Here is an 18,718-nt window from a genome sequence, read left to right as displayed (position 1 = left end):
GCCTTGGTTTCGCGGTCAGGCCGGAACGTGCAGCGGAACTTCGCAACCCGTCACGAACGAACTGCTGAGCTCAGATTTGTTCGTCTGCCGACATCAGCGCCAGGACGACCATGATCGGACCAGCGACGATGTCGCCCATCACGGCATTCCAGGAGGGGGCTGAATCGCATTCAAGCCATAAAGTTCAGAGCGGCATCCCAACGGATTTCAGTTCGCCTCCGCCTGTTGAGATGATGCGCTGACCCGCCATACAGTGTTGCCGACATCATCGGCGATCAGAAGAGCGCCGCTTCTATCAATTGCCAATCCCACCGGACGGCCGCGGGCATCCTCGTTCGGACCAAGAAAGCCAGTGACGACGTTCTGCGTCATGCCATCCGGGCGACCATTCTTGAACGGCACGAAGATAACCTTGTAGCCGTTGAGTTTCGGCCGATTCCAGCTTCCATGCTCGCCAATGAATGCTCCACCCCTATATTGGGGCGGGAGATTTGTTCCGGTGTAGAAGGTGAGGCCCAATGGGGCGACATGCGAGCTCAAGGCATAGTCCGGGACAATGGCTTTTTCCACCAGATCCGGCTGTTGCGGTTTGACCCGCGGGTCAATATGCCGGCCGTAATAGCTATAGGGCCAGCCGTAAAAACCACCATCTCTCACGGAGGTTAGGTAGTCTGGAACCAGGTCTGGTCCGAGTTCGTCGCGTTCATTCACGACAGCCCAGAGGGCGTTGGTTTGGGGCTCGAAGGTCAATCCGTTTGGATTGCGCAGGCCGCTGGCAAAGATACGGGAACGCCCGGTTGCCCGGTCGACCTCCCAGATCGCGGCGCGGTTCTTTTCGGCCTCGAGGCCGTTTTCGGTAATGTTGCTGTTGGAGCCGACACCGACATAGAGCAGTGAGCCATCTTTGCTCGCAACTAGGCTCTTCGTCCAATGATGGTCGATGGGGCCGCCGGGCAGCAGCGTCAGCACCTGACCCGGAGCGGTAATCCTGGTATCGCCCTCATGATAGGGATATCGAACGATGGCATCGGTGTTGGCGATATAGAGATCGTGGTCGACAAGCGCCACGCCGAAAGGCGAATGCAGGTTTTCAAGAAATGTCGTGCGAAGATCGGGCATCCCGTCGCCATTCGTGTCACGAAGCAGGGTGATCTTGTTAGAAGGCTTGTCGTTGCCTTCACTTGCAGCCGAGGTGGCTAGCGCTTCCACCCAGGCCATGACGATGTCTTTTGGCCGTTTGGGAGCTGCGGCCGGAGGTGCTTTCGATTGTACGACCAGCACATCGCCGTTGGGCAACACGTAAATTGACCGCGGATGCTCCAAGCCGGTGGCGAAGGCCTGAATTTGCAATCCCTTGGGCACTGAGGGTTTTTCGCCCTGTTTCCAGCCCGACACCGAGGCCAGATGCATCGGCGGGAAGAGATATTCGGATTGCTCCGGTAGCTTGGGATTGGGTCCAATTTGATCGGCTGGGTTTCCGCCGCCGTCGCTACAGCTGGATACCCCAATGACCAAAACGAGAAGAGCAGGCCTTACGCAGATCTGCCGGCACTTAATCATGGCGGGCGCCCCGTGAGAGAAGATCCGTTCCTTTGATGGCGAACAGGAGCAAGACCGTGCCCGCCGACAGGATCAGTCCCGATGGAACGACGGACGTCCAGGCATCCCTGCTGTGAACGAGGGCATTGAAGACGGCCACTACCAGGACGAGCGTGTAACCAGCTGTGCTTAGCCAGAAAGGTCGCTCCATATCCCGCCGCCTATTCAACGCAAGATCGAAAAGCCCCGCGATCACCGCAAGCAGGCACGCGATCACACCGACGGTCACGAGCCAGGATGAAAAATCGGCCCACATCATTTCTGCAGTACGCCAGTAAATGACATCCGTCAGGAGGGTGCCGATGAAACACACGACCGGAATTGGAAGGAGCCATCCTTGTAGGGAACGCCGACCAATCACGACATTTGACTTCAATGTATTTGCGGGCATGCCGGCAATCTCTCGAAAATGAGTGCTGCTGCGCGCTCCGAACGGCGGAGGGACGCATTGGTTCCTCGTGGCGCATCGGGGCTGAGCTCATACCTTCCTGACGTCTCGCGTCTGAGAGCAAGGAACTATCTTAAGGCCGGCCGGTAGCAATTATTTGCGGAGGGCTGCGCCGCTCCGTCATCGAATGCGTCTTACTCCTTCGTATATGGCGCCAATCAAGCCGGCCACCGGGCGTAGTGAACGCGGCACATCAAGTGACCGGTTGGCGACGCCGGGAACGATACACCCTGCAATTACCGTTGCCTTAGATCTCGCGAGAGGACGCTTGTGTAATGACAAGGCCTTGCGCGGAACAACTCGTTTTTTCTTTAGTTTAATTGGCATCGGCGCAACTGAGCACCAACCCAGCTGGAGACAACGCCAGGGGCCGTGGAATTCTTCTTTGGCTTCTCGGGGGGCCCTATCCCGATCATTATCCTGATAGCTCTTCTTTATCATTGGAGGAGATTGGAAATGGCTGAGACCGTCTCAGGCATCGTCGAAAGGATGGAGTCACCCCGATCGGCAGTTTCCTGGGCTGCGATACTTGCGGGAGCTGCCAGTGCCGCGGTGCTGTCGTTGATACTCATCGTCGTTGGGACCGGCATCGGTCTTGCCTTTGTTTCCCCATGGCAGAACGGCGGCGCTTCGGTAAAGACTGTCGGCCTGCTTGCCATCGCCTGGTCGATTGCAGTCCCGCTGTTTTCATATGCGGTCGGGGGCTATCTGGCCGGCCGACTGCGGACCCAATGGGTCGGCGTCCACTCTGACGAAGTCTTCTTTCGTGACACTGCCCATGGCTTGTTGGTGTGGGCGGTCGGAACGTTGTTCTCGGCTTGTCTGTTGGGAACGGTTCTTTCCTGGGCGGCGCAAGGCGCAGCACAGGCCGGAGCAAGTGCTGCGACGACGGCAGCCACCAGCGCTGTAACCTCCTCCGTCGAAAATTCCGAGAATGGTGGATGGAACGCCTATTTCACGGACATGTTGTTCCGCGCACCGCAGCAGCAGAAACAACCCAGTGACACAACAGCCAAGGCGGAGATTGGACGCATTGCAGCTCGTTCACTCGCCGCCGGGCAGTTGAGTGACGACGATAAAGCCTACGCGGCCCAGTTGATCGCTCACCAAACCGGCCTTAGCCCGTCGGATGCTGCAAAGCGAATTGACGAAGTCGTCGCCATGGCCAAACAAGCTGCTGCACAAGCAGCCGAAAAGGCAAAAGCAGCTGCGGAAGTTGCGCGCAAGGCGGGGATCAATGCTGCCCTCTGGGCTTTCGTCGCACTGTTGGTTGGAGGCCTGTCGGCTTCCTATATGGCAACGGTCGGAGGCAGGCTTCGCGATGATCTGCCCGCAGTGTGACCAGATGCAAAACGCTTCGTGACGGGTCCTCGCTTCCAAATTGGATGAGAAACGCTCAGTCACGGGAACAGCGCCGATTCAGTTCGTGAAGCTTACGCCCGATCCGCTCAATTTTGCCCGCCGACGGCTTCCTCGTCGGCGGGTATCTACAATGTACTCGATAGCGATTGGGATTGTACCTTGCTGGGAAGATCCCGCCGATAGGAGATAAATCTGCCGCCTATCGGAATTTCAATCTACGCGGCAGAGCAAAACGATCTACGTCCGTACGCGAAGGCCGCCTTTTCCAACGGGGCAGGATCGCGCGAAATGTAACGCAATCTAAGGGCAGATTCTCGTCCGCCCCGCCTGATGGCGTGATCGGCCGATTTTCGCTCCCAGGAGTTCCGTTGCCGGCATCCCCAGCGCCGAGCGGGCCATAGCTGTGATCCTTTTCGCGCAGGCATGCGGCCATCGCTGTTGTGGCTGCGTGATTGGCCGGAACAAACCGGGGAAAAGCCGGTTTGGAGTGCTCCTTATCCAACCGGACGATGGCAGCAGCGGGAGGAGCAGATGACTCGTACGGTTTCAGCTTTGTACGATCGCTATGACGATGCCGCACGCGCCGTACATGCCCTTGAAGACATCAACGTCCCTGGCGCCGATATCAGCGTGGTTGCCTCCAATGCGGATAATTCTACGACGACACCGTCGCCGATGACGCAGTGGCCGGTGCCGGCATGGGCACGGCCGTGGGTGGGGTCGGCGGTCTGCTGGCGGGCCTGGGCATGCTGACCATTCCCGGTATAGGCCCTGCCGTTGCGGCCGGCTGGCTTACGTCCACGGTGCTTGGCGCGACCGGTGGAGCGGTCGTCGGCGGTGCCACAGGCAGTCTGGTCGGTGCGATGACGGATGCCGGCGTGGCTCCGGCCGACGCCAATATCTATGCCGAGAGGGTACGGCGCGCCCGAACATTGGTGTACGCCACAGTGCCCGATGAAAAAAGTGCTGAGACAGAGGCTGTGCTAGGCAAATGTGGGGCTCTTGACATTGGCCAACTCGCAACATCCTATCGAGCCGAAGGCTGGACCCAGTTCGACATTCACGCTCCGCCACCCACGGCCGACAAACTGCGCAGCTATCGGACCGGAACGATACACTGCTGTGCTGGGTGGATTTTTCCAGCAGCCACAGACCGCTTCAGGATCTTCGCACGAATTTGTTGAAGCGGCTCATTCCGCCGTCATCGGTGCGTTCCTGGTAGAGGAACGCTAGGTCCCGATCCTCAAAAACGCCAAAGAATGCGGGCCAGGGCAGTGGCTCCAAGTCCTCCTCAGGCTCGCCGAAGTCGATCCTGAGGATGCCGCCATCGGTCGTGCTTTTGACTTTCGACGGCACGCCGCGGCGCTCCTCGACCCAACGCCGGATGAGGGCATGATCGGTCGTCATATGGGAAGTCGTCATGGCATCCACTCCGATTTGCAGAACGCCTCGCCCAACACCCGACCAGCAATGTTGTTCCGCCAGGCATGCCGGAACAACGTCAAGCAGGCTCAGTTAGGCGAAGGGTAGGCTGCGTCGCATCGGATACGCCGGCATAGGCCGCCGCCATGGGGGGCCGCTACAATAGTCAACAGGAGCGAGAGCATGACCAGCAATGGGACCATCGAGCGCCAGCGACAGATCCAAAGACAGATCGCCAAGGCCGATCTGCGTCACGATGAGGACGGTGGCGTTTTTGCACCGCAGACGGGCGCCCGTGCCTATCCGGTTCCGCCCTTCGGACAACAGCATCAGGCCAAACCGGGGCAAGAAGCGGACCTCGACCCGGCACCTCTCTTCGACGCACCTTTCTATCGCGGCTCGGGCAAGCTGGAAGGCAGCGTCGCCCTGATTACGGGAGGTGATTCGGGGATTGGCCGATCGGTGGCTGTGCTTTTCGCACGGGAAGGGGCGGATGTCGTCATCGTCCATCTCGGTGAGCCATCGGATGCGAATGTCACGCGCGACGCGGTGCGTCGGGAAGGCCGACAATGCCTGCTGATCGAGGGTGATGTCCGCTCGCGTGCCTTCTGCAAGAGCGCTGTCGCTGCCACCATGAAGCACTATGGCCGGCTCGATGTTCTCGTCAACAATGCCGCCTTTCAGGTCCATGCCAAGAGCATCGAGGATCTGACCGAGGACCACTTCGACCTGACCTTGAAGACCAATCTCTACGGCTACTTCTTCATGGCACAGGCCGCCGTGCCGCATATGAAGGAACGAGGCGCCATCATCAACACCGGCTCGATTACCGGCATGTTCGGCTCCAAGGACCTCCTCGATTACTCGATGACCAAGGGAGGCATCCATGCTTTTACCAGGGCGCTCGCCGCCAATCTGATTTCAAAGGGGATCCGCGTGAATGCGGTGGCGCCCGGGCCGGTGTGGTCGCCTCTAAATCCTTCGGACAAGGCTGCGGAGGACATTGTCAAATTTGGCAAGGACACGCCGATGCGGCGGCCCGCGCAACCGGAGGAAATCGCACCCGCCTATGTATTCCTGGCCTCGCCTCACTGTTCGAGCTTCATCACCGGCGAAATCTTGCCGATCGTCGGCGGCTATGGCGGCGGGTGAGGCCGCGCAAGGAATGGCTGTCTTGTTCTCCTTGCCGTGAGCGGTCTTGAAATCCTGATACGGGATCCAAATCTTTGTCTCGGCTCGAACAGCCCATGCACGTTATTGGTCTATTTGAGGTGTTCAATGTCAGAAATATCGTTCCACCACCCGGTTTCGTTCAGGCTTGGCAGGGGCAAGGTTGTGGTCGTCCGATCGGTCCAGGAGGCCCTGGATTTTCTCGACAATCGCTGGCCCGAAGTCGGTGACGATCTCTACATCGCTGCCCGCTACGCTTGTCTCGAAGCCCTGATGGACGCCAGCAAAGCCAAAGCCGCTCGATATGCGTTCATCGACGCCCTCGGCGAAGCCGGTCTCGAGCCGGCATTCGAGTTCGGTTTCATGGCGGCAATGGTAAACAGGTCGCGACACCGAATGTCTTCGTGAATCCCGACGGCAGTGGCCTTGCTACAGCGATGAGGCGGCTGTTGACCTCTCCCGGGAACATTGAACCGAAAAATCAGTTTGCAGCGCGGGTAGCGACGGATGCGAAGCATCTGTCCTCCCCGTATGCCGGAGCAGAGCTGATGACCGAAGTTCGATATCTTCGTACGGACGAAAACCTGCCGACGCAAAGCGACTGGATCCTGATCGAAGCATCCGGCCCCGTCAGGGTCGTCAATAGCGCCACTTTTTCGGACGACAATGTCCCTTCCGATCCCATTGGCCCTTTCCATACGCGCAATGAGGCACTCGAAGCCGCGGCCGATCTGGCCAGGACACTGGGCATCGAGACGGTCTATGTCCGAAAGGGTGACTGAACCTGAACGCGTTTTGATTCGGGGAAGGGCGCCTCCGTTATGCTCGGGAACCATGAAGCGGTCGCGAGTTTGGGAAGGCAGAAAGGAACCCTGCATGCCTGATCCGAACGAACCCAGCCCCGCCGATTCCGCGCCGAAGGAAGACCCGCCGCTAACTCCCGAGCCAAATCAACCTTCGCCAAACGAAATGCCGATTCCGCCGACACTCCCAGCTCTGCCTGCACCGGTGGAGGTGCCACAGCCACCGCCGGAGCCTTCTCCAACACCTCCGGGAGAGGTGTAGGTCGCGGATGGCTTATACCAGACTGCAATGAAGATTGACGCACCCATTCCGTCATTGCGAGCGCAGCGAAACAATCCAGGGGCTTGAAGGCATGGAGTTTACGGCTCCTGGATTGCTTCGCTGCGCTCGCAATGACGGATCAGCCTTTACGCATCCTGGTATCAGCCAAGATGTTTGAAGCGCAGGCCATCGTTCCCGCCATGGTCTCGGGTTTCCTTTTTTGCCACGAGGCCTGCGTTCGATCAGGAAGCGGAGGTAGGAGATGCACACTCGTATCTGGAACGACCCGGTCAGGCTGAAAGACGAGGCGGGGCAATCTCGCACCATTGCCACCACGGAGGAAGCAGCCAAATCGAGACCGGTGAAAAATTTATCGAAGCGCGGCGCGCCTGTCTCGATGTCGTCAACGGCATTTGTCCTCCCGACGATGCTCGCGAGGCCTTCATCGATGCGTGCGAAAGAAAGGCCAAGGCGGCGCGGGTCTTCGGTGTCTTCCGGTCAAGGCCGATATGACAACGCCAGATCGTGGCGACGTCTAGTTTCCGCCGCGCAAACGCGCCTGCCCCGAGAGGTTGCGGATCGTGGACGACAAGCACGTCTCCGGATGCGACGTGGTGGACGATCGCTTCACCGGTCTCGTGGCTGACGTCGGTCATAGAGCCGGCGCTCCTCGTCCCCGAAATCCGCATCTCCTTCGCCGTGGATCAGATTATGCAGTCGCTTGGTCAGCCGAAAGAAGGCCGGATTTTCCGAATCCATCACGAGCCAATTAGCCTCGACGCCAAGCTCGCGCAGCAGCGCGAGCAATGGGGGCAGCACCTCTGCCACGCCTCCGCCATGGCTGGTGCGGTTCACCATCCACACACGGTGTCCCTTCAGCGCGGGAAGCAGGCCCTCAGCCTCTTGCCGCATCTCGCGTACCGTCGTGCTGAGCGATGCAATGCTTTCGTAATCCTCGAGCGAAACATGGTGCCGAGGTTCGACGAGATGGGCCATGAATGCGCTCCTGCATCGGCAGCGCCGGTTTTGATGTGTGCACCGCGATGACCGATGATCGTGGCCGGGAGAACGGACCGGTCGTTCGGATCTGTCGAGACAACAGCCTTTAGCTGTGGTGGGCTCGTGTTTCGGCGGCTTTCCGGGCGGCTTCCTTTCGCCCATGAGCGCCCTTCTTCCGGGCCGCCTTGCGGGCGGCTGCGGAGCGGTTCGAAGCGCCTTTGGTCTCGGCGGCTTTTTCGGCAGCGTCCGAGCGTTCCTCGGCCGTGCGATGCGATGCCGCTCGCCGGGTCTGCCGGGAAAGCGCCTCATGGGAAGCGGTGTTCGGTTCGTGGTTCAGGACCTCGGAAACGGCTCTGGAGACACGCGGGCGGCGTTTGGGCACGCGCTCGCCTTGACCGACCTCATAGGCATATTCGGCGCTCTTGCGCGTGCTTTCCTTGACCTTGCCCTTTTTGGGAGGAGGCAAATCTACACCAGCGCGCCGAGCCTCGGACCAGCCGATGGCGATGGCCTGTTTGGCCGAACGTGCGCCGTGCTGGCCGCGCCGTACCTTCTCGATCTCTTCATGCACGAATTCGCCGGCCTGGGTGCTCGGCGATTTGCCCTCGCGCTCGTCCTCGCGGGCTTTCTCGATGGTTTTCCTGTTTGGCATTGCGCGTCTCCCGATCTGAGCAGCAACGACCTCCTGCTTTTATTGGCCTGTTGCGCGCTTCCGAATGCCCTAACTTGGCAGCAGGACAAATGATCCGACCGACGTTCCCGCCGTTTCGCCACGCTCGCTGCGATGCAATGACGGCGTGCGGGCCGATTGCCCGGCTGGTGCGCCGGTTACTCCATTCTGCCGATAGGCGAAGGCTGCTCCTGCCCGCGCTGCTTTGCGTGATCGGTACGGCCGACCCACCAGACAGCGCCGCAGAACAGGATGAAGGCTATGATCACATCGCTCCAGATCATCCGTGAGAACATTGCATTGGTCGCTTGAGCTTGGGTTCGTGCGCTTTCGGTAGCCTCGCCTGCGCGCGCATCGTTGGGTCGAGTTGCTGGGCATGGGGCTCGTGCAGAGAGCCGGGCTGCCGCAACGCTGGATGACAAAGCCGTTTTCGGCATCGGTCTCACGCTTTCCGAACATCGACAATAAGGGCTGGTTCCTTTGGAAAGGCGGCGCGGTCGTAGAATTGGGAAGGAACTGGGCCGCACCGCCCGCGCCGGGGAGGACTGAATGGTCGAGCAGCGGCATAGCCTCGCTCCTCTTGAGCGGTTTGCCGGCTTCAAGGTATTCGGTCACCCATTCGGGTTGCCAGGCAAGGCAACGGCTTTGGAGGGAACATCGCTCCCATCGGGGTGTTGAGGCTCTACATGCACCGTGGAGGGCATTGAGATGACCAAAATTATCTCGGCTTTATTCGAAACCTATGCGGATGCTGAGCGATCGGTATCGCAGCTCGAAGCTGCCAACATCCCCAATACGGATATTTCCCTGGTCACCGGTGACGTGGAAGCCTCGAATAGTTTCGAGCGCGACGTGGTTGCCCGTACCGGAGCCGGCGCTGCATTGGGGGGAGTGGGAGGAGTGCTGGCGGGCCTGGCTCTGCTGACAGCGCCCGGTGTCGGGCAGGTTGTTGCTGCCGGCTGGATTGCCGCGGCGCTTGTCGGTGCGACGATGGTCGCCGGCGCCACGACCGGGGCAGTCGTCGGTGCGGGGGCCGGAAGTGCGATAGGCTCCTTGACCGAGGCGGGCTTTCCGAGTTCCGAGTCTCATCTATATGCCGAATCCTTGAGGCGCGGACGCAGTCTGGTGGCTGTCCGGGTGGCAGATGCAAGGGAGGGCGAGGTAAGGGCGATTCTTGCGAAATTCCCGTCGCTCGATCCGAGCACCGTGCGGTCGGCCTATGAAGCGGAGGGGTGGACAGGCCCGGCATGAATCGTTTCTCCGGCGACCAAATCCGCTGCTGGCCGAGAACATGACGATGCCGCTGCTTTCAAGGAGCCGGCGTGCTCTTCACGTGCTCGGCAGGGCAGGCATGACACCTGTCTGGCCGAGGCGGCGCCCTTTCGATGATATGGCTGGAGCATTTTCTGATTTGATGAATTTCACCAAGAATTGCAAAGACGCGGCGGAACGAAAAGTTGGAGCAAAAAAGCGTTCGCTCTTGGGCGCGCTTTGCTCTGGCTCAAAAAAAGACAGACGCGCCCATTCCAACGGCGCATAGCGCCATGACGCCCGTGGAGAGCCAGCCGAGGCTCCGCAGCCAGCCGCCAATCACCTGGCTGCCCATGATTTTCTCGTCCGTCGACATCAGCATCATGACGACCATGATCGGAACAGCGACGACGCCGTTCACCACCGCGCTCCAAAAAAGGGCCTGGATCGGGTTGATCGGGGCGAAATTCAAGACCACGCCAAGCATGGTCGCGATCGCTATCGTGGCATAGAAGGCCTTGGCGTCCTTGGGCTTGCGGGCCAGGCCGGTGGGCCAGCGTAGCGCTTCGCCGAGCCCGTAGGCGGCCGATCCGGCAAGCACCGGCACGGCCAGCAGCCCCGTTCCCACGATGCCGATCACGAACAAGAGTTCCGCAAATTTGCCTGCCACGGGCTCCAGTGCCTCGGCCGCCTGTGCTGAACTTCCAATGTCGGTGACGTGATGCACATTGAGCGTGGCGGCCGCCGTCACCATGATCGACAGCGCGATGACGTTGGAAACGCCCATGCCCACCAGCGTATCCCATTCAATCCGTTCATCGGCGTCCTTGGCTTGTTCCGGATTATCCTTCAAAGGCTCGCGCTTGGGCTTTTCCTTCAGGTCTTCCACTTCCTGCGAGGCCTGCCAGAAGAAGAGATACGGGCTGATGGTGGTGCCGAAGATCGCGACAATCGCCATGAGATAGTCGGAGGAAAACTCGATATGCGGTGTAAAAAACCCCTTGGCCAGAGCCGTCCAGTCGACCTTGACGATGAAAAGTGTGGCGACATAGCTTAGCAGGGCCAGGCTGAGCCATTTGAGAATACGGACATATTTCTTGTATTGCAGGAACACTTGCGCGATTGCGCATGCGGCTCCGAAGAGCACGACATAGATGAGGGCCGAGCCCCCGATGATCAGTTTGACGGCGTCACCCATCGCGCCGATATCGGCCCCGATATTGATGACGTTGGCGATCACCAGCAGGCAAACGCCCATATAGACCAGCCAATTGGGATAATATTTGCGCAGATTACCGGCTATGCCTCGTCCCGTGGTCCTGCCGAGACGGGCGCTGATCATCTGGATGGCACTCATAAGGGGATAGGAAAACAGCAAGGTCCAGCTCACGCCATACGCGAATTGCGCACCCACCTGCGAATAAGTCGCAATTCCACTGGGATCGTCGTCGGACGCACCCGTGATTAGACCCGGGCCGAGAACTTTGAGTATGCGAGGCTTGCTTGGCTCGACAGCCGGGCTGCGTTCAGCTCTTGGATCGAGGTCCCCCTTTGTCCCGCTCATTGTTCCGCCTTGCTGCAGGATGTTCTTGTTGTCGCTCTGTCGCCGGTATGGAAAGCTGCACATCGATCCGTGCACAGGATCGATGCGATGCCCTCCAATCGGCTATGCGAGCTAACGAACTCGCTCGACGGCATTCGGTTCCCGGCAGAAGGCTCGAACTGCCCGCTGGAATGGGGATGGCGTTGGGTTGCGGCATTGTGCCTGGAACGGATCGCGAGCACCGCGGTTCTGGCCGTCCAGCACCGAGTTTCCAGGAGAACGTTGTGATGGAGGCGACTGTAAGGAAGCTATTCGAGCGATACGAGAACTTCTGCAATCAGTCTCTTGGTGGCCATCCGGACATGGAGGAGGCTGCCTTATTATACGCGTCCGAATTCATTGGCGCAGGACCCACCGGCGTCATGACTGGAAAGAATGATGATCAGTTCAAACAAATGATCGTGCAGGGTTATGCACATTATCGGGCAATCGGGACGAAGGAGATGCGCATACGCAATGTCCGCCTTTCCTCCATAGACGAATGTCATTGCCTAGTTCATGTCGCCTGGACCGCCACCTATGCCCGGAAGGATCGCGGGCCCAAAGTGATCGATTTTGATGTCCACTATTTCGTTCAGATACTGGATTCCGAGGCGAAGATATTCGGTTGGGTATCAGGCGACGAGCAAGCGCTTCTAAAAGAGCATGGCATCATCTGACGCCAGCCTTGCCGGCGAAAGCGCGCTTCACCGATCCGCGCCCCCCACTCGATCGCTGAGGTGCTCTTTGCGTTGGGCGCGGTGATGATCCATATGGCGGGGACATCGAGCTCATGTCGCTTCTCGCGTTCGCGAGCGCCCTCTACGCCTTCTCCTCTTGGAAAAGAATAGCCCGCTTGCCTATCAGGCAGCGGGCGAGTTGGCTGTCTAAAGTCGAAGGACTCAACCGATGAGCGGCGGGATAGTTCTTGGCCTCGGTCTCACCAGTTGTCGCCCCGGCTCGGAGATGCCTGCATTGCCGCAGTAAAGCCTGCCATCGCGGGTGGGCTGCAAAGCTCCTATCCATCGAACTCGAACGGCATCAGACTGGCTGCTTCCGCAGCCTCAGAGGTTTCCTCTCGCTTGCATCCTGGATGCGCATGCAGACGCTGAGTGCGTTGCCGCAAACCACGAGGCATTCGCCATCTCCGAAGTGAATGGATGTCGTATGATCCTGGCTCTCCAGATAGCGGATCCGGTTTATGTTTACATCGACGGGATGAAAGTCACGGCCCCGCTCGAAGCGGCAAAAGGTAGGCATCGTGGGCCTCTCTTTTTCGACAGGTGGTGGAGACCAAAAAGCCGAAGCAGACGGGGTCGAACGTTGCTGCGCGATACCTCGCCATCTGGACCTTCATATCAAAACAGTAGCATCTCACACCTTCATGTCTAGGATGACCGAACGGCTCTAGGCTCAGGACCTATTAATTTGCTTTGAGTTGTGATTCACGGTGTCTGGGAGGATGCCGTGATGAATGATTTGTTTTTGCTGAGCGAACGTCAGATGGCGCGGATCGAGGTGTATTTCCCACTCTCGCATGGCGTGCCGCGCGTCGACGACCGGCGCGTGGTGAGCGGGATCGTTTATGTGATCCGCAACGGCCTGCAGTGGAAGGACGCGCCGAAGGGCTATGGCCCTCACAAGACGCTCTACAACCGTTTCATCCGCTGGAGCCGGCTCGGCGTCTTCGACCGGATCTTCGCAGGGCTCGCCGGCGAAGGGCGAAGCCCGAGCGGATCATGATCGACGCGACGCACCTGAAAGCCCATCGCACGGCGGCAAGCCTGCTCAAAAAGGGGCTGTTCCCCGCCGTATCGGGCGCACCAAAGGCGGGTTGAACTCCAAGCTCCACACCGTCTGCGACGGCGAGGGCCGTCCGATCGTCATGCTGCTCTCGGAAGGCCAGATGAGCGATCACAAGGGCGCACGCCTCGTGCTCGGCGCCCTCCCGCCCGCCAAAGACCTCATCGCCGATCGCGGCTACGACAGCGCCGCATTCCGCCAGGCGCTGGTCGCCAAAGGCATCGAACCGTGCATCCCGTCGAGCCGAAGCCGGAAAATCCCTTACCCTCACGACAAGGCGCTCTATCGCCAGCGACACAAGGTCGAGAACCTCTTCGCTAAACTCAAGGACTGGCGGCGCATCGCAACCCGCTACGACCGATGCGCTCACACCTTCTTCTCGGCCATTTGCATCGCCGCCGCCGTCATCTTCTGGCTCTGATCAACGAGATGCCGTAACGGGGCCTGCGTCGCGCACCGCTCGTTGCCGCTTGCAAGATCAGGGCAGGCTGTCGCTGTTCCCGTATCGGATCCAGAAGGAGGACTGCGGGATGAGACTGTTTGTCGGTTTGGATGTGTCGTTGGCGAAGACCGCGATCTGCGTGATCAGCGAACATGGGAAGATCGTGAAGGAGGCACAGGTCGCCAGTGAGCCCGAGGCGCTCGCGAGTTGGATCGCAGAACAGCATGGCAGCATCGCCGCCATCGGCCTCGAGGCCGGCCCCTTGTCGCAATGGTTGCATCGTGGATTGGCCGAGGCGGGCCTGGACGTCGTTTTGATGGAAACTCGGCAGGTCAAGGGCGCCTTGAAGGCCATGCCGATCAAAACTGACCGGCGCGACGCGGAAGGAATTGCCCGCCTGCTGCATCTGGGCTGGTTCCGGCCGGTTCACTGTAAATCCGTTTCGGCGCAGGAGGTCCGTACCGTGCTCGGAGCTCGCAAAGCAGTCCAGCAGGGTATGATCGCACTGGAGATGTCCCTGCGTGGGCTTCTGCGGAACTTCGGGCTGAAGGTAGGTGCCATCTCGCGCGGCCAGTTCGAGCATCGCATCCGCGAACTGACAGTCGGCAATCGAATGCTCGAAGCCGCAACGGAGCCGATGCTGCGAGCGCGGGCCTCTCTGCGGCGCGAACTAGCGGAACTGGAACGATGCGTCCGCCAACTCGCCCAGGATGACTCGGCATGCCATCGGTTAATGTCCATGCCCGGGATCGGCGCAGTCGTGGCTTTGACCTTCCGCTCTGCAATAGATGATCCCGCCCGTTTCACGTCATCGAAAAAGGTTGGCCCTTGGGTCGGCCTGACACCTTCACGCAATCAGTCTGGCGAACGTGATGTATCGGGCGGCATCACAAAGGCCGGAGACGTCAGTCTGCGCCGCGCTCTCTGTCAGGCCGCGACCGTCGTGATGAATCGGGGGTGCTCGACATGGCTCAGAACTTGGGCAGCACAGATAGCGCGCCGTCGCGGTCGGAAGCGCGCCATGGTGGCGCTTGCTCGCCGCATCGGAGTGATCCTTCACCGGATTTGGGTCGACGGTACCACCTTCCAGATAGTGGCACCGGTCATCCCGCAAGAGGTTTAACGAGCTGAACCTCGCACAGTTGCCTGCTTGACCGCAGGCCTTCGAGGTCCCCCAGGGACGCGATTCCGATGATGCCGAGGTCAGGACTGTTGCCGATCTTCGTCGAGCACGCCAACGAGATGGGCACATCGGAAACTGCATCGAACCAGCATCATGTTGGCAGCTCGCGGGCTGACCACGGACCGAAGCATGCACCCGGGTGATCTCACAGGAAGGCCGCGGCTCTAAGCACACACTGCGCCGCTCAGCATCAAGACGTCAACACACCCGCCTACAAGCGGACGATAACGCTCGCCCAAAATCGCTTGACTGGGACGGCCCCGTTACCGAAGTCCTGAGCCTAGTCTTCAGGGATCTTAATCTTATATTTAGGTTCACGATAGCGACAGAAATCCTCATACCACAGGAAGATAGGCTCGAACGATATGTCCCGAAGTAATCGATAGGGTACACCACGTGATATTGTTCGCCTTCGTGCTTGGGGCGTTGGCAAGATGGGCGTGATAATGCTCCGCATGAAGTGTGACAAAGGGTAAATTACCCGCTCCGTCTTCGTCCTCCGGTGAACACCAGCCAAGTATGCCTGAAGCTGAGTCGTCATTAGTCGGTACGACCCCGCCGATAGTTCAGTTCCATCGGCCTCCGGTGTGTCTTGACACCTCGCAGGCTCGGCAGCAATTTGGCACGTCTATCGACGGAATTTCTTGCGTGCTTGAAACGTCCATCGTCCTGTTGCGCTTGCAGGGGTTTCGCTACGGCAAACCTCAGATGTGGTGGCCGCCGCCACGGTGAGGCCGTGCGTGCGCCCCTTACCCACATCACAGGATAACTTCTATGCAGATTGCACAGTTTGGCGATCAAGCCCTTGAATTGCGCCATGATGGTGCTTCGCCCATCGTTCTCCCTTTCCTCTGGCTTCGCGACAATTGCCCTACGGCATTCGACCCGCAGACGAAGGAGAGGAACTTCGATCTCTTGTCGGTTCCTGACGACCTGAAGCCGGCCAGCCTCGAGGTCCAGGACGACAAACTGGTCATCACTTGGCCGGATGGACATGTGAGCCGTTTCGACCAGGGCTGGCTCTCGGAGCACCAGCCGGGCGTTCCTCGTCCCGATGCCGCCGCTCTGCCTCGCAAGATTTGGCGGGCAGCGGACTTGCCAGAATTGCCGCGCTTCGCAGGGGCGGACATCCTCGCGGACGACAAGACCCTCCTCGACTTCCTTCTGACCACCCAAAGCCTCGGCCTCGCCATCGTGGACGGCTTGGCCGCTGGACAAGGGCTCGAAGTCGTGCAGCGCATCGGCTTCCTTCGCGAGACAAACTTCGGGAAGGTTTTCGATGTGGTCTCGAAACCCGACCCCAACAATCTCGCTTTTACCGCCCAGGCGCTTGCCCTGCACACGGACCTAGCAAACCAGGAAATCCCCCCTGGTTTTCAGTTCCTCCATTGCATCGCAAACGAAGCCCAGGGCGGAGGCTCCATCTTTGCGGACAGCTTTGCGATTGCGGAGGATTTGAGAGCGACAGACCTCTACGCATTCCGCGTGCTTTCGACCGTCAACCTGCCCTTCCGTTTCCATGACCGGACCTATGACATTCGCCTTCGCCGCCCGGTCATTACGTTGCATCCGGACGGGAGCCTCGACGAGATCCGTTACAATGCTCATCTGACGGACCTCATCGACCTTCCGGTGGACCAAATAGGGGACTTCTACCGAGCCTACCGGGCGTTCATGAAGCGCACGCGTGACCCGGCCTTCGTCATCACGACGCGGCTTCACGGTGGTGAGATGGTTGTGTTCGACAATCGACGAACGCTTCATGGGCGCGAAGCGTTCAACCCAGCCACCGGCTTCCGCCAGTTGCAGGGCTGCTACGTTGATAGGGGTGAGTTTGAAAGCCGCATCCGCGTGCTCGACAGGAACTCCAGCGCATAGCTGCAGGCTGCTTCGATAGTGCGACGGCCAGTTGCGAACGGGTAGTATAGCTGCGAGAGCCGCCATACGCTCCACCTCGGGCCGGGCACCACGATGGTTTGCTGGCCAAATCGAGCGGCCGGGCTCGAGCTTGCGCCCCTTGTCCTGGGCGCATTCCAGCCTGCTAGGCGGGGAAGGCTCCTTCCCTGGCTGGCGGGTGTGCCGCAGCAGGGCCGCCGCGACACCGATTCAGCAACCTGCCTCTGTCCTGACTGGCGGCCTATTGAACCTCGACATGAAAACCTCATCTATTATGGATCGGAGATATGATTCACGCTGAAATCTGGCCAATGAGGAGTAGACTCATGACTATAACGGCGAAGGACGTTACGGCCGTGCTGGGTCCCACCGACGGGGAGCTGATCTTCGATATTCTTGCCACCGGTGCCAATCTGCAGGAGTTGGAAGAAGCCTGGGCTTGGATCGGTGGCGATGAAGCTCTCGCCAATCAGGGAAGGCCGCCGCCCAGTGGGAGAGTGGCTCTGCTGGTCGATCTCCTGGCGCCGGAGGATGAAGAAGAGGCCTGAGCCGGCCGGACTTCTCGCCAATCAGGGCGCTTAGTATGTCAAACGTTGCGATGCGTTGCACGTCGCGTTGCCAGTGGGTCATTGTCTAATCCAGCCCCGCGCATGGGCAGGCGTGCGACCTGCCCAATTGGCCGCTTCACACGCCAGAATGCGTATGTCGTTACCCGATGGCATCATCGTGGCGGCTGTTGCTTCACACATTGTCCGAGTGGCGGAAGCAAGGCCCACTTGGCGCGCTCCTCGTTGGCAGGGGTATTACGATAGCGTGTTAGCAGCCGATATTCTTACCGGGCAGCCCACCGGTACATTCTCTTAGCTGGGAAGGTTGATCTTTTGCCATTTCCTTGTGGAGATGAACGATGGATACCGAGAATTGGCAAGAGAGTGTCAAGTTCGAGCTCGCCTCCGCTCATTATCACGTCATCCATTCGGCCGAGGAGGCGACACGCTTGCTTCTCTCTTAATAGCCGGGTGATGTCAGATCCAAGTTTCCAGAGGCGAAGCAAGCTTGTATCGACGCGCTTTCAGGTGCCGTTTCAGCCGATGCTGCCAGCAATGCTTCATCGCAGCGTGCGAAGAAGCGGATATGCACGTAATGGCTTGGCCTGCTGTCGGTTTTTCGGACACGAGGTTAAGCTAGCATAGCTTGTTCCTCGAACTCTACGGGGCTCAGATAGCGGAGTGTCGAGTGCCTTCGCCGAGGTTTGTAAAAGCGCTCGATGTAATCGAACACATCCGCCCTGGCGTCGTCTCTCGTTCTATAAACCTTGCGGGCTGTCCGCTCGGTTTTGAGCGACGAGAAGAAGCTTCCATCGCAGCATTGTCCCAGACGTTGCCCGACCGGCTCATCGAACATGTGATGGCGTGGTCGGACATCAGGCGCTGGAACTGCTCACTGGTGTATTGCGATCCCTGATCCGAATGATGCAGCAGGCTGTCGGGCTTGCCTCTCCTCCAGATCGCCATGATCAGGGCGTCGGCGACGAGCTGCGCCGTCATCTGCGCCTTCATCGCCCAGCCGACGACACGCCGGGAGAACAGATCGATGACGGCGGCAACATAGAGCCATCCTTCGGCGGTCCAGATATAGGTGAAGTCGGCGATCCATTTCTGGTTCGGTGCCGATGCCTGGAAGGTGCGATCGAGGAGGTTGTCTGACACTGCGGCTCGCTGACCGGTGTCCTTCGGCAACCCACGTCGCCGAGGCCGGGCCCGCAGCCCGTTCTCCCGCATGAGCCTTTCTATGCGATGCAGGCCGCAGGAGAGGTCCACGCCACG

17 protein-coding genes and 3 pseudogenes are annotated in these 18,718 nt (G+C 59.5%); 12 read left to right on the top strand and 8 right to left on the bottom strand.

Annotation, left to right across the window (positions count from 1 at the left end):
- Nucleotides 1-207 precede the first annotated feature (207 nt).
- Nucleotides 208-1,560 (bottom strand): PQQ-dependent sugar dehydrogenase, encoded by a 1,353-nt coding sequence (locus ACR9ZN_RS06330; protein ID WP_481271649.1) that lies wholly within the window; start codon nucleotides 1,558-1,560, stop codon nucleotides 208-210.
- Nucleotides 1,553-1,990 (bottom strand): DUF2231 domain-containing protein, encoded by a 438-nt coding sequence (locus ACR9ZN_RS06325; RefSeq protein WP_481271648.1) that lies wholly within the window; start codon nucleotides 1,988-1,990, stop codon nucleotides 1,553-1,555. The genes ACR9ZN_RS06330 and ACR9ZN_RS06325 overlap by 8 nt, the downstream gene beginning before the upstream one ends.
- A gap of 513 nt (nucleotides 1,991-2,503) precedes the next feature.
- Between ACR9ZN_RS06325 and ACR9ZN_RS06320 the strand changes: the two genes are divergently transcribed.
- Together ACR9ZN_RS06320 and ACR9ZN_RS06315 are read left to right on the top strand one after the other, a co-directional pair.
- Entirely contained in the window at nucleotides 2,504-3,388 is an 885-nt protein-coding gene (locus ACR9ZN_RS06320; protein ID WP_481271647.1) for a hypothetical protein, read from the top strand.
- A 552-nt stretch (nucleotides 3,389-3,940) separates the two neighbouring features.
- Nucleotides 3,941-4,162 carry a hypothetical protein gene (locus tag ACR9ZN_RS06315; RefSeq protein ID WP_481271646.1) on the top strand — a complete coding sequence of 74 codons (222 nt, stop codon included), beginning with the start codon at nucleotides 3,941-3,943 and terminating at the stop codon, nucleotides 4,160-4,162.
- 405 nt (nucleotides 4,163-4,567) lie between these two features.
- Here the strand turns inward: ACR9ZN_RS06315 and ACR9ZN_RS06310 are convergent, their stop codons facing one another.
- Nucleotides 4,568-4,831, bottom strand: a complete 264-nt coding sequence (locus ACR9ZN_RS06310) for a hypothetical protein (RefSeq protein ID WP_481271645.1) — start codon at nucleotides 4,829-4,831, stop codon at nucleotides 4,568-4,570.
- Between the two features lie 183 nt (nucleotides 4,832-5,014).
- Between ACR9ZN_RS06310 and ACR9ZN_RS06305 the strand changes: the two genes are divergently transcribed.
- From ACR9ZN_RS06305 to ACR9ZN_RS06290, 4 genes are all read left to right on the top strand, one after another.
- Nucleotides 5,015-5,983: an SDR family oxidoreductase gene (locus ACR9ZN_RS06305; protein ID WP_481271644.1), complete on the top strand. Its 969-nt coding sequence runs from the start codon at nucleotides 5,015-5,017 to the stop codon at nucleotides 5,981-5,983.
- 126 nt (nucleotides 5,984-6,109) lie between these two features.
- Nucleotides 6,110-6,409: a DUF982 domain-containing protein gene (locus ACR9ZN_RS06300; protein ID WP_481271643.1), complete on the top strand. Its 300-nt coding sequence runs from the start codon at nucleotides 6,110-6,112 to the stop codon at nucleotides 6,407-6,409.
- A gap of 140 nt (nucleotides 6,410-6,549) precedes the next feature.
- Nucleotides 6,550-6,783, top strand: coding sequence for a hypothetical protein (locus ACR9ZN_RS06295; RefSeq protein ID WP_481271642.1), 234 nt, complete (start codon nucleotides 6,550-6,552; stop codon nucleotides 6,781-6,783).
- A 457-nt stretch (nucleotides 6,784-7,240) separates the two neighbouring features.
- On the top strand, nucleotides 7,241-7,579 hold the full coding sequence (locus ACR9ZN_RS06290) for a DUF982 domain-containing protein (RefSeq protein WP_481271971.1): 339 nt from the start codon (nucleotides 7,241-7,243) through the stop codon (nucleotides 7,577-7,579).
- Here ACR9ZN_RS06290 and ACR9ZN_RS06285 read toward each other — a convergent pair.
- The 3 genes and pseudogenes from ACR9ZN_RS06285 to ACR9ZN_RS06275 form a co-directional block, all read right to left on the bottom strand.
- Nucleotides 7,579-7,722, bottom strand: a pseudogene (locus tag ACR9ZN_RS06285) (hypothetical protein); the annotation flags it as partial. The gene ACR9ZN_RS06290 and the pseudogene ACR9ZN_RS06285 overlap by 1 nt on opposite strands.
- Complete coding sequence (locus ACR9ZN_RS06280; RefSeq protein WP_481271641.1) at nucleotides 7,694-8,062, bottom strand: hypothetical protein; 369 nt, start codon at nucleotides 8,060-8,062, stop codon at nucleotides 7,694-7,696. The gene ACR9ZN_RS06280 and the pseudogene ACR9ZN_RS06285, both read right to left, overlap by 29 nt.
- Before the next feature lie 109 nt (nucleotides 8,063-8,171).
- A complete protein-coding gene (locus ACR9ZN_RS06275; protein ID WP_481271640.1) occupies nucleotides 8,172-8,717 on the bottom strand; it encodes a DUF6496 domain-containing protein in 546 nt (181 codons plus the stop codon).
- Between the two features lie 726 nt (nucleotides 8,718-9,443).
- Between ACR9ZN_RS06275 and ACR9ZN_RS06270 the strand changes: the two genes are divergently transcribed.
- Nucleotides 9,444-9,986, top strand: a complete 543-nt coding sequence (locus ACR9ZN_RS06270) for a hypothetical protein (RefSeq protein ID WP_481271639.1) — start codon at nucleotides 9,444-9,446, stop codon at nucleotides 9,984-9,986.
- 250 nt (nucleotides 9,987-10,236) lie between these two features.
- Here the strand turns inward: ACR9ZN_RS06270 and ACR9ZN_RS06265 are convergent, their stop codons facing one another.
- A complete protein-coding gene (locus ACR9ZN_RS06265; protein WP_481271638.1) occupies nucleotides 10,237-11,550 on the bottom strand; it encodes an Nramp family divalent metal transporter in 1,314 nt (437 codons plus the stop codon).
- 266 nt (nucleotides 11,551-11,816) lie between these two features.
- Here ACR9ZN_RS06265 and ACR9ZN_RS06260 point away from each other — a divergent pair, with 266 nt between their 5' ends.
- The 5 genes and pseudogenes from ACR9ZN_RS06260 (at nucleotide 11,817) to ACR9ZN_RS06240 (ending at nucleotide 17,440) form a co-directional block, all read left to right on the top strand.
- Nucleotides 11,817-12,248, top strand: a complete 432-nt coding sequence (locus ACR9ZN_RS06260) for a nuclear transport factor 2 family protein (RefSeq protein ID WP_481271970.1) — start codon at nucleotides 11,817-11,819, stop codon at nucleotides 12,246-12,248.
- Nucleotides 12,249-13,038: 790 nt separating this feature from the next.
- A pseudogene (locus tag ACR9ZN_RS06255) lies at nucleotides 13,039-13,792 on the top strand (IS5 family transposase).
- A 109-nt stretch (nucleotides 13,793-13,901) separates the two neighbouring features.
- On the top strand, nucleotides 13,902-14,936 hold the full coding sequence (locus ACR9ZN_RS06250) for an IS110 family RNA-guided transposase (protein WP_481271969.1): 1,035 nt from the start codon (nucleotides 13,902-13,904) through the stop codon (nucleotides 14,934-14,936).
- Nucleotides 14,937-15,770: 834 nt separating this feature from the next.
- Entirely contained in the window at nucleotides 15,771-16,874 is a 1,104-nt protein-coding gene (locus ACR9ZN_RS06245) for a TauD/TfdA family dioxygenase (RefSeq protein ID WP_481271637.1), read from the top strand.
- A 344-nt stretch (nucleotides 16,875-17,218) separates the two neighbouring features.
- Nucleotides 17,219-17,440 carry a hypothetical protein gene (locus tag ACR9ZN_RS06240; protein WP_481271636.1) on the top strand — a complete coding sequence of 74 codons (222 nt, stop codon included), beginning with the start codon at nucleotides 17,219-17,221 and terminating at the stop codon, nucleotides 17,438-17,440.
- Between the two features lie 631 nt (nucleotides 17,441-18,071).
- On the opposite strand, the pseudogene ACR9ZN_RS06235 reads toward ACR9ZN_RS06240, so the two are convergent.
- A pseudogene (locus ACR9ZN_RS06235) lies at nucleotides 18,072-18,706 on the bottom strand (IS3 family transposase); the annotation flags it as partial.
- Nucleotides 18,707-18,718: the final 12 nt, after the last annotated feature.

The organism is Labrys sp. HAY1-8F (assembly GCF_056754975.1).
The sequence above is the reverse complement of the archived record's forward strand: the minus strand, read 5'-3'. Positions and strand labels throughout refer to the sequence as shown.

Excerpts from the sequence above, each read along its gene's own strand:
- ACR9ZN_RS06280 (WP_481271641.1), bottom strand. The coding sequence starts at position 8,062 with ATGGCCCATCTCGTCGAACCTCGGCACCATGTTTCGCTCGAGGATTAC.
- ACR9ZN_RS06310 (WP_481271645.1), bottom strand. The coding sequence starts at position 4,831 with ATGACGACTTCCCATATGACGACCGATCATGCCCTCATCCGGCGTTGG.
- ACR9ZN_RS06325 (WP_481271648.1), bottom strand. The coding sequence starts at position 1,990 with ATGCCCGCAAATACATTGAAGTCAAATGTCGTGATTGGTCGGCGTTCC.
- ACR9ZN_RS06240 (WP_481271636.1), top strand. The coding sequence starts at position 17,219 with ATGACTATAACGGCGAAGGACGTTACGGCCGTGCTGGGTCCCACCGAC.
- ACR9ZN_RS06315 (WP_481271646.1), top strand. The coding sequence starts at position 3,941 with ATGACTCGTACGGTTTCAGCTTTGTACGATCGCTATGACGATGCCGCA.
- ACR9ZN_RS06330 (WP_481271649.1), bottom strand. The coding sequence starts at position 1,560 with ATGATTAAGTGCCGGCAGATCTGCGTAAGGCCTGCTCTTCTCGTTTTG.
- ACR9ZN_RS06275 (WP_481271640.1), bottom strand. The coding sequence starts at position 8,717 with ATGCCAAACAGGAAAACCATCGAGAAAGCCCGCGAGGACGAGCGCGAG.
- ACR9ZN_RS06305 (WP_481271644.1), top strand. The coding sequence starts at position 5,015 with ATGACCAGCAATGGGACCATCGAGCGCCAGCGACAGATCCAAAGACAG.
- ACR9ZN_RS06295 (WP_481271642.1), top strand. The coding sequence starts at position 6,550 with ATGACCGAAGTTCGATATCTTCGTACGGACGAAAACCTGCCGACGCAA.
- ACR9ZN_RS06260 (WP_481271970.1), top strand. The coding sequence starts at position 11,817 with ATGGAGGCGACTGTAAGGAAGCTATTCGAGCGATACGAGAACTTCTGC.
- ACR9ZN_RS06320 (WP_481271647.1), top strand. The coding sequence starts at position 2,504 with ATGGCTGAGACCGTCTCAGGCATCGTCGAAAGGATGGAGTCACCCCGA.
- ACR9ZN_RS06250 (WP_481271969.1), top strand. The coding sequence starts at position 13,902 with ATGAGACTGTTTGTCGGTTTGGATGTGTCGTTGGCGAAGACCGCGATC.
- ACR9ZN_RS06300 (WP_481271643.1), top strand. The coding sequence starts at position 6,110 with ATGTCAGAAATATCGTTCCACCACCCGGTTTCGTTCAGGCTTGGCAGG.
- ACR9ZN_RS06245 (WP_481271637.1), top strand. The coding sequence starts at position 15,771 with ATGCAGATTGCACAGTTTGGCGATCAAGCCCTTGAATTGCGCCATGAT.
- ACR9ZN_RS06265 (WP_481271638.1), bottom strand. The coding sequence starts at position 11,550 with ATGAGCGGGACAAAGGGGGACCTCGATCCAAGAGCTGAACGCAGCCCG.
- ACR9ZN_RS06270 (WP_481271639.1), top strand. The coding sequence starts at position 9,444 with ATGACCAAAATTATCTCGGCTTTATTCGAAACCTATGCGGATGCTGAG.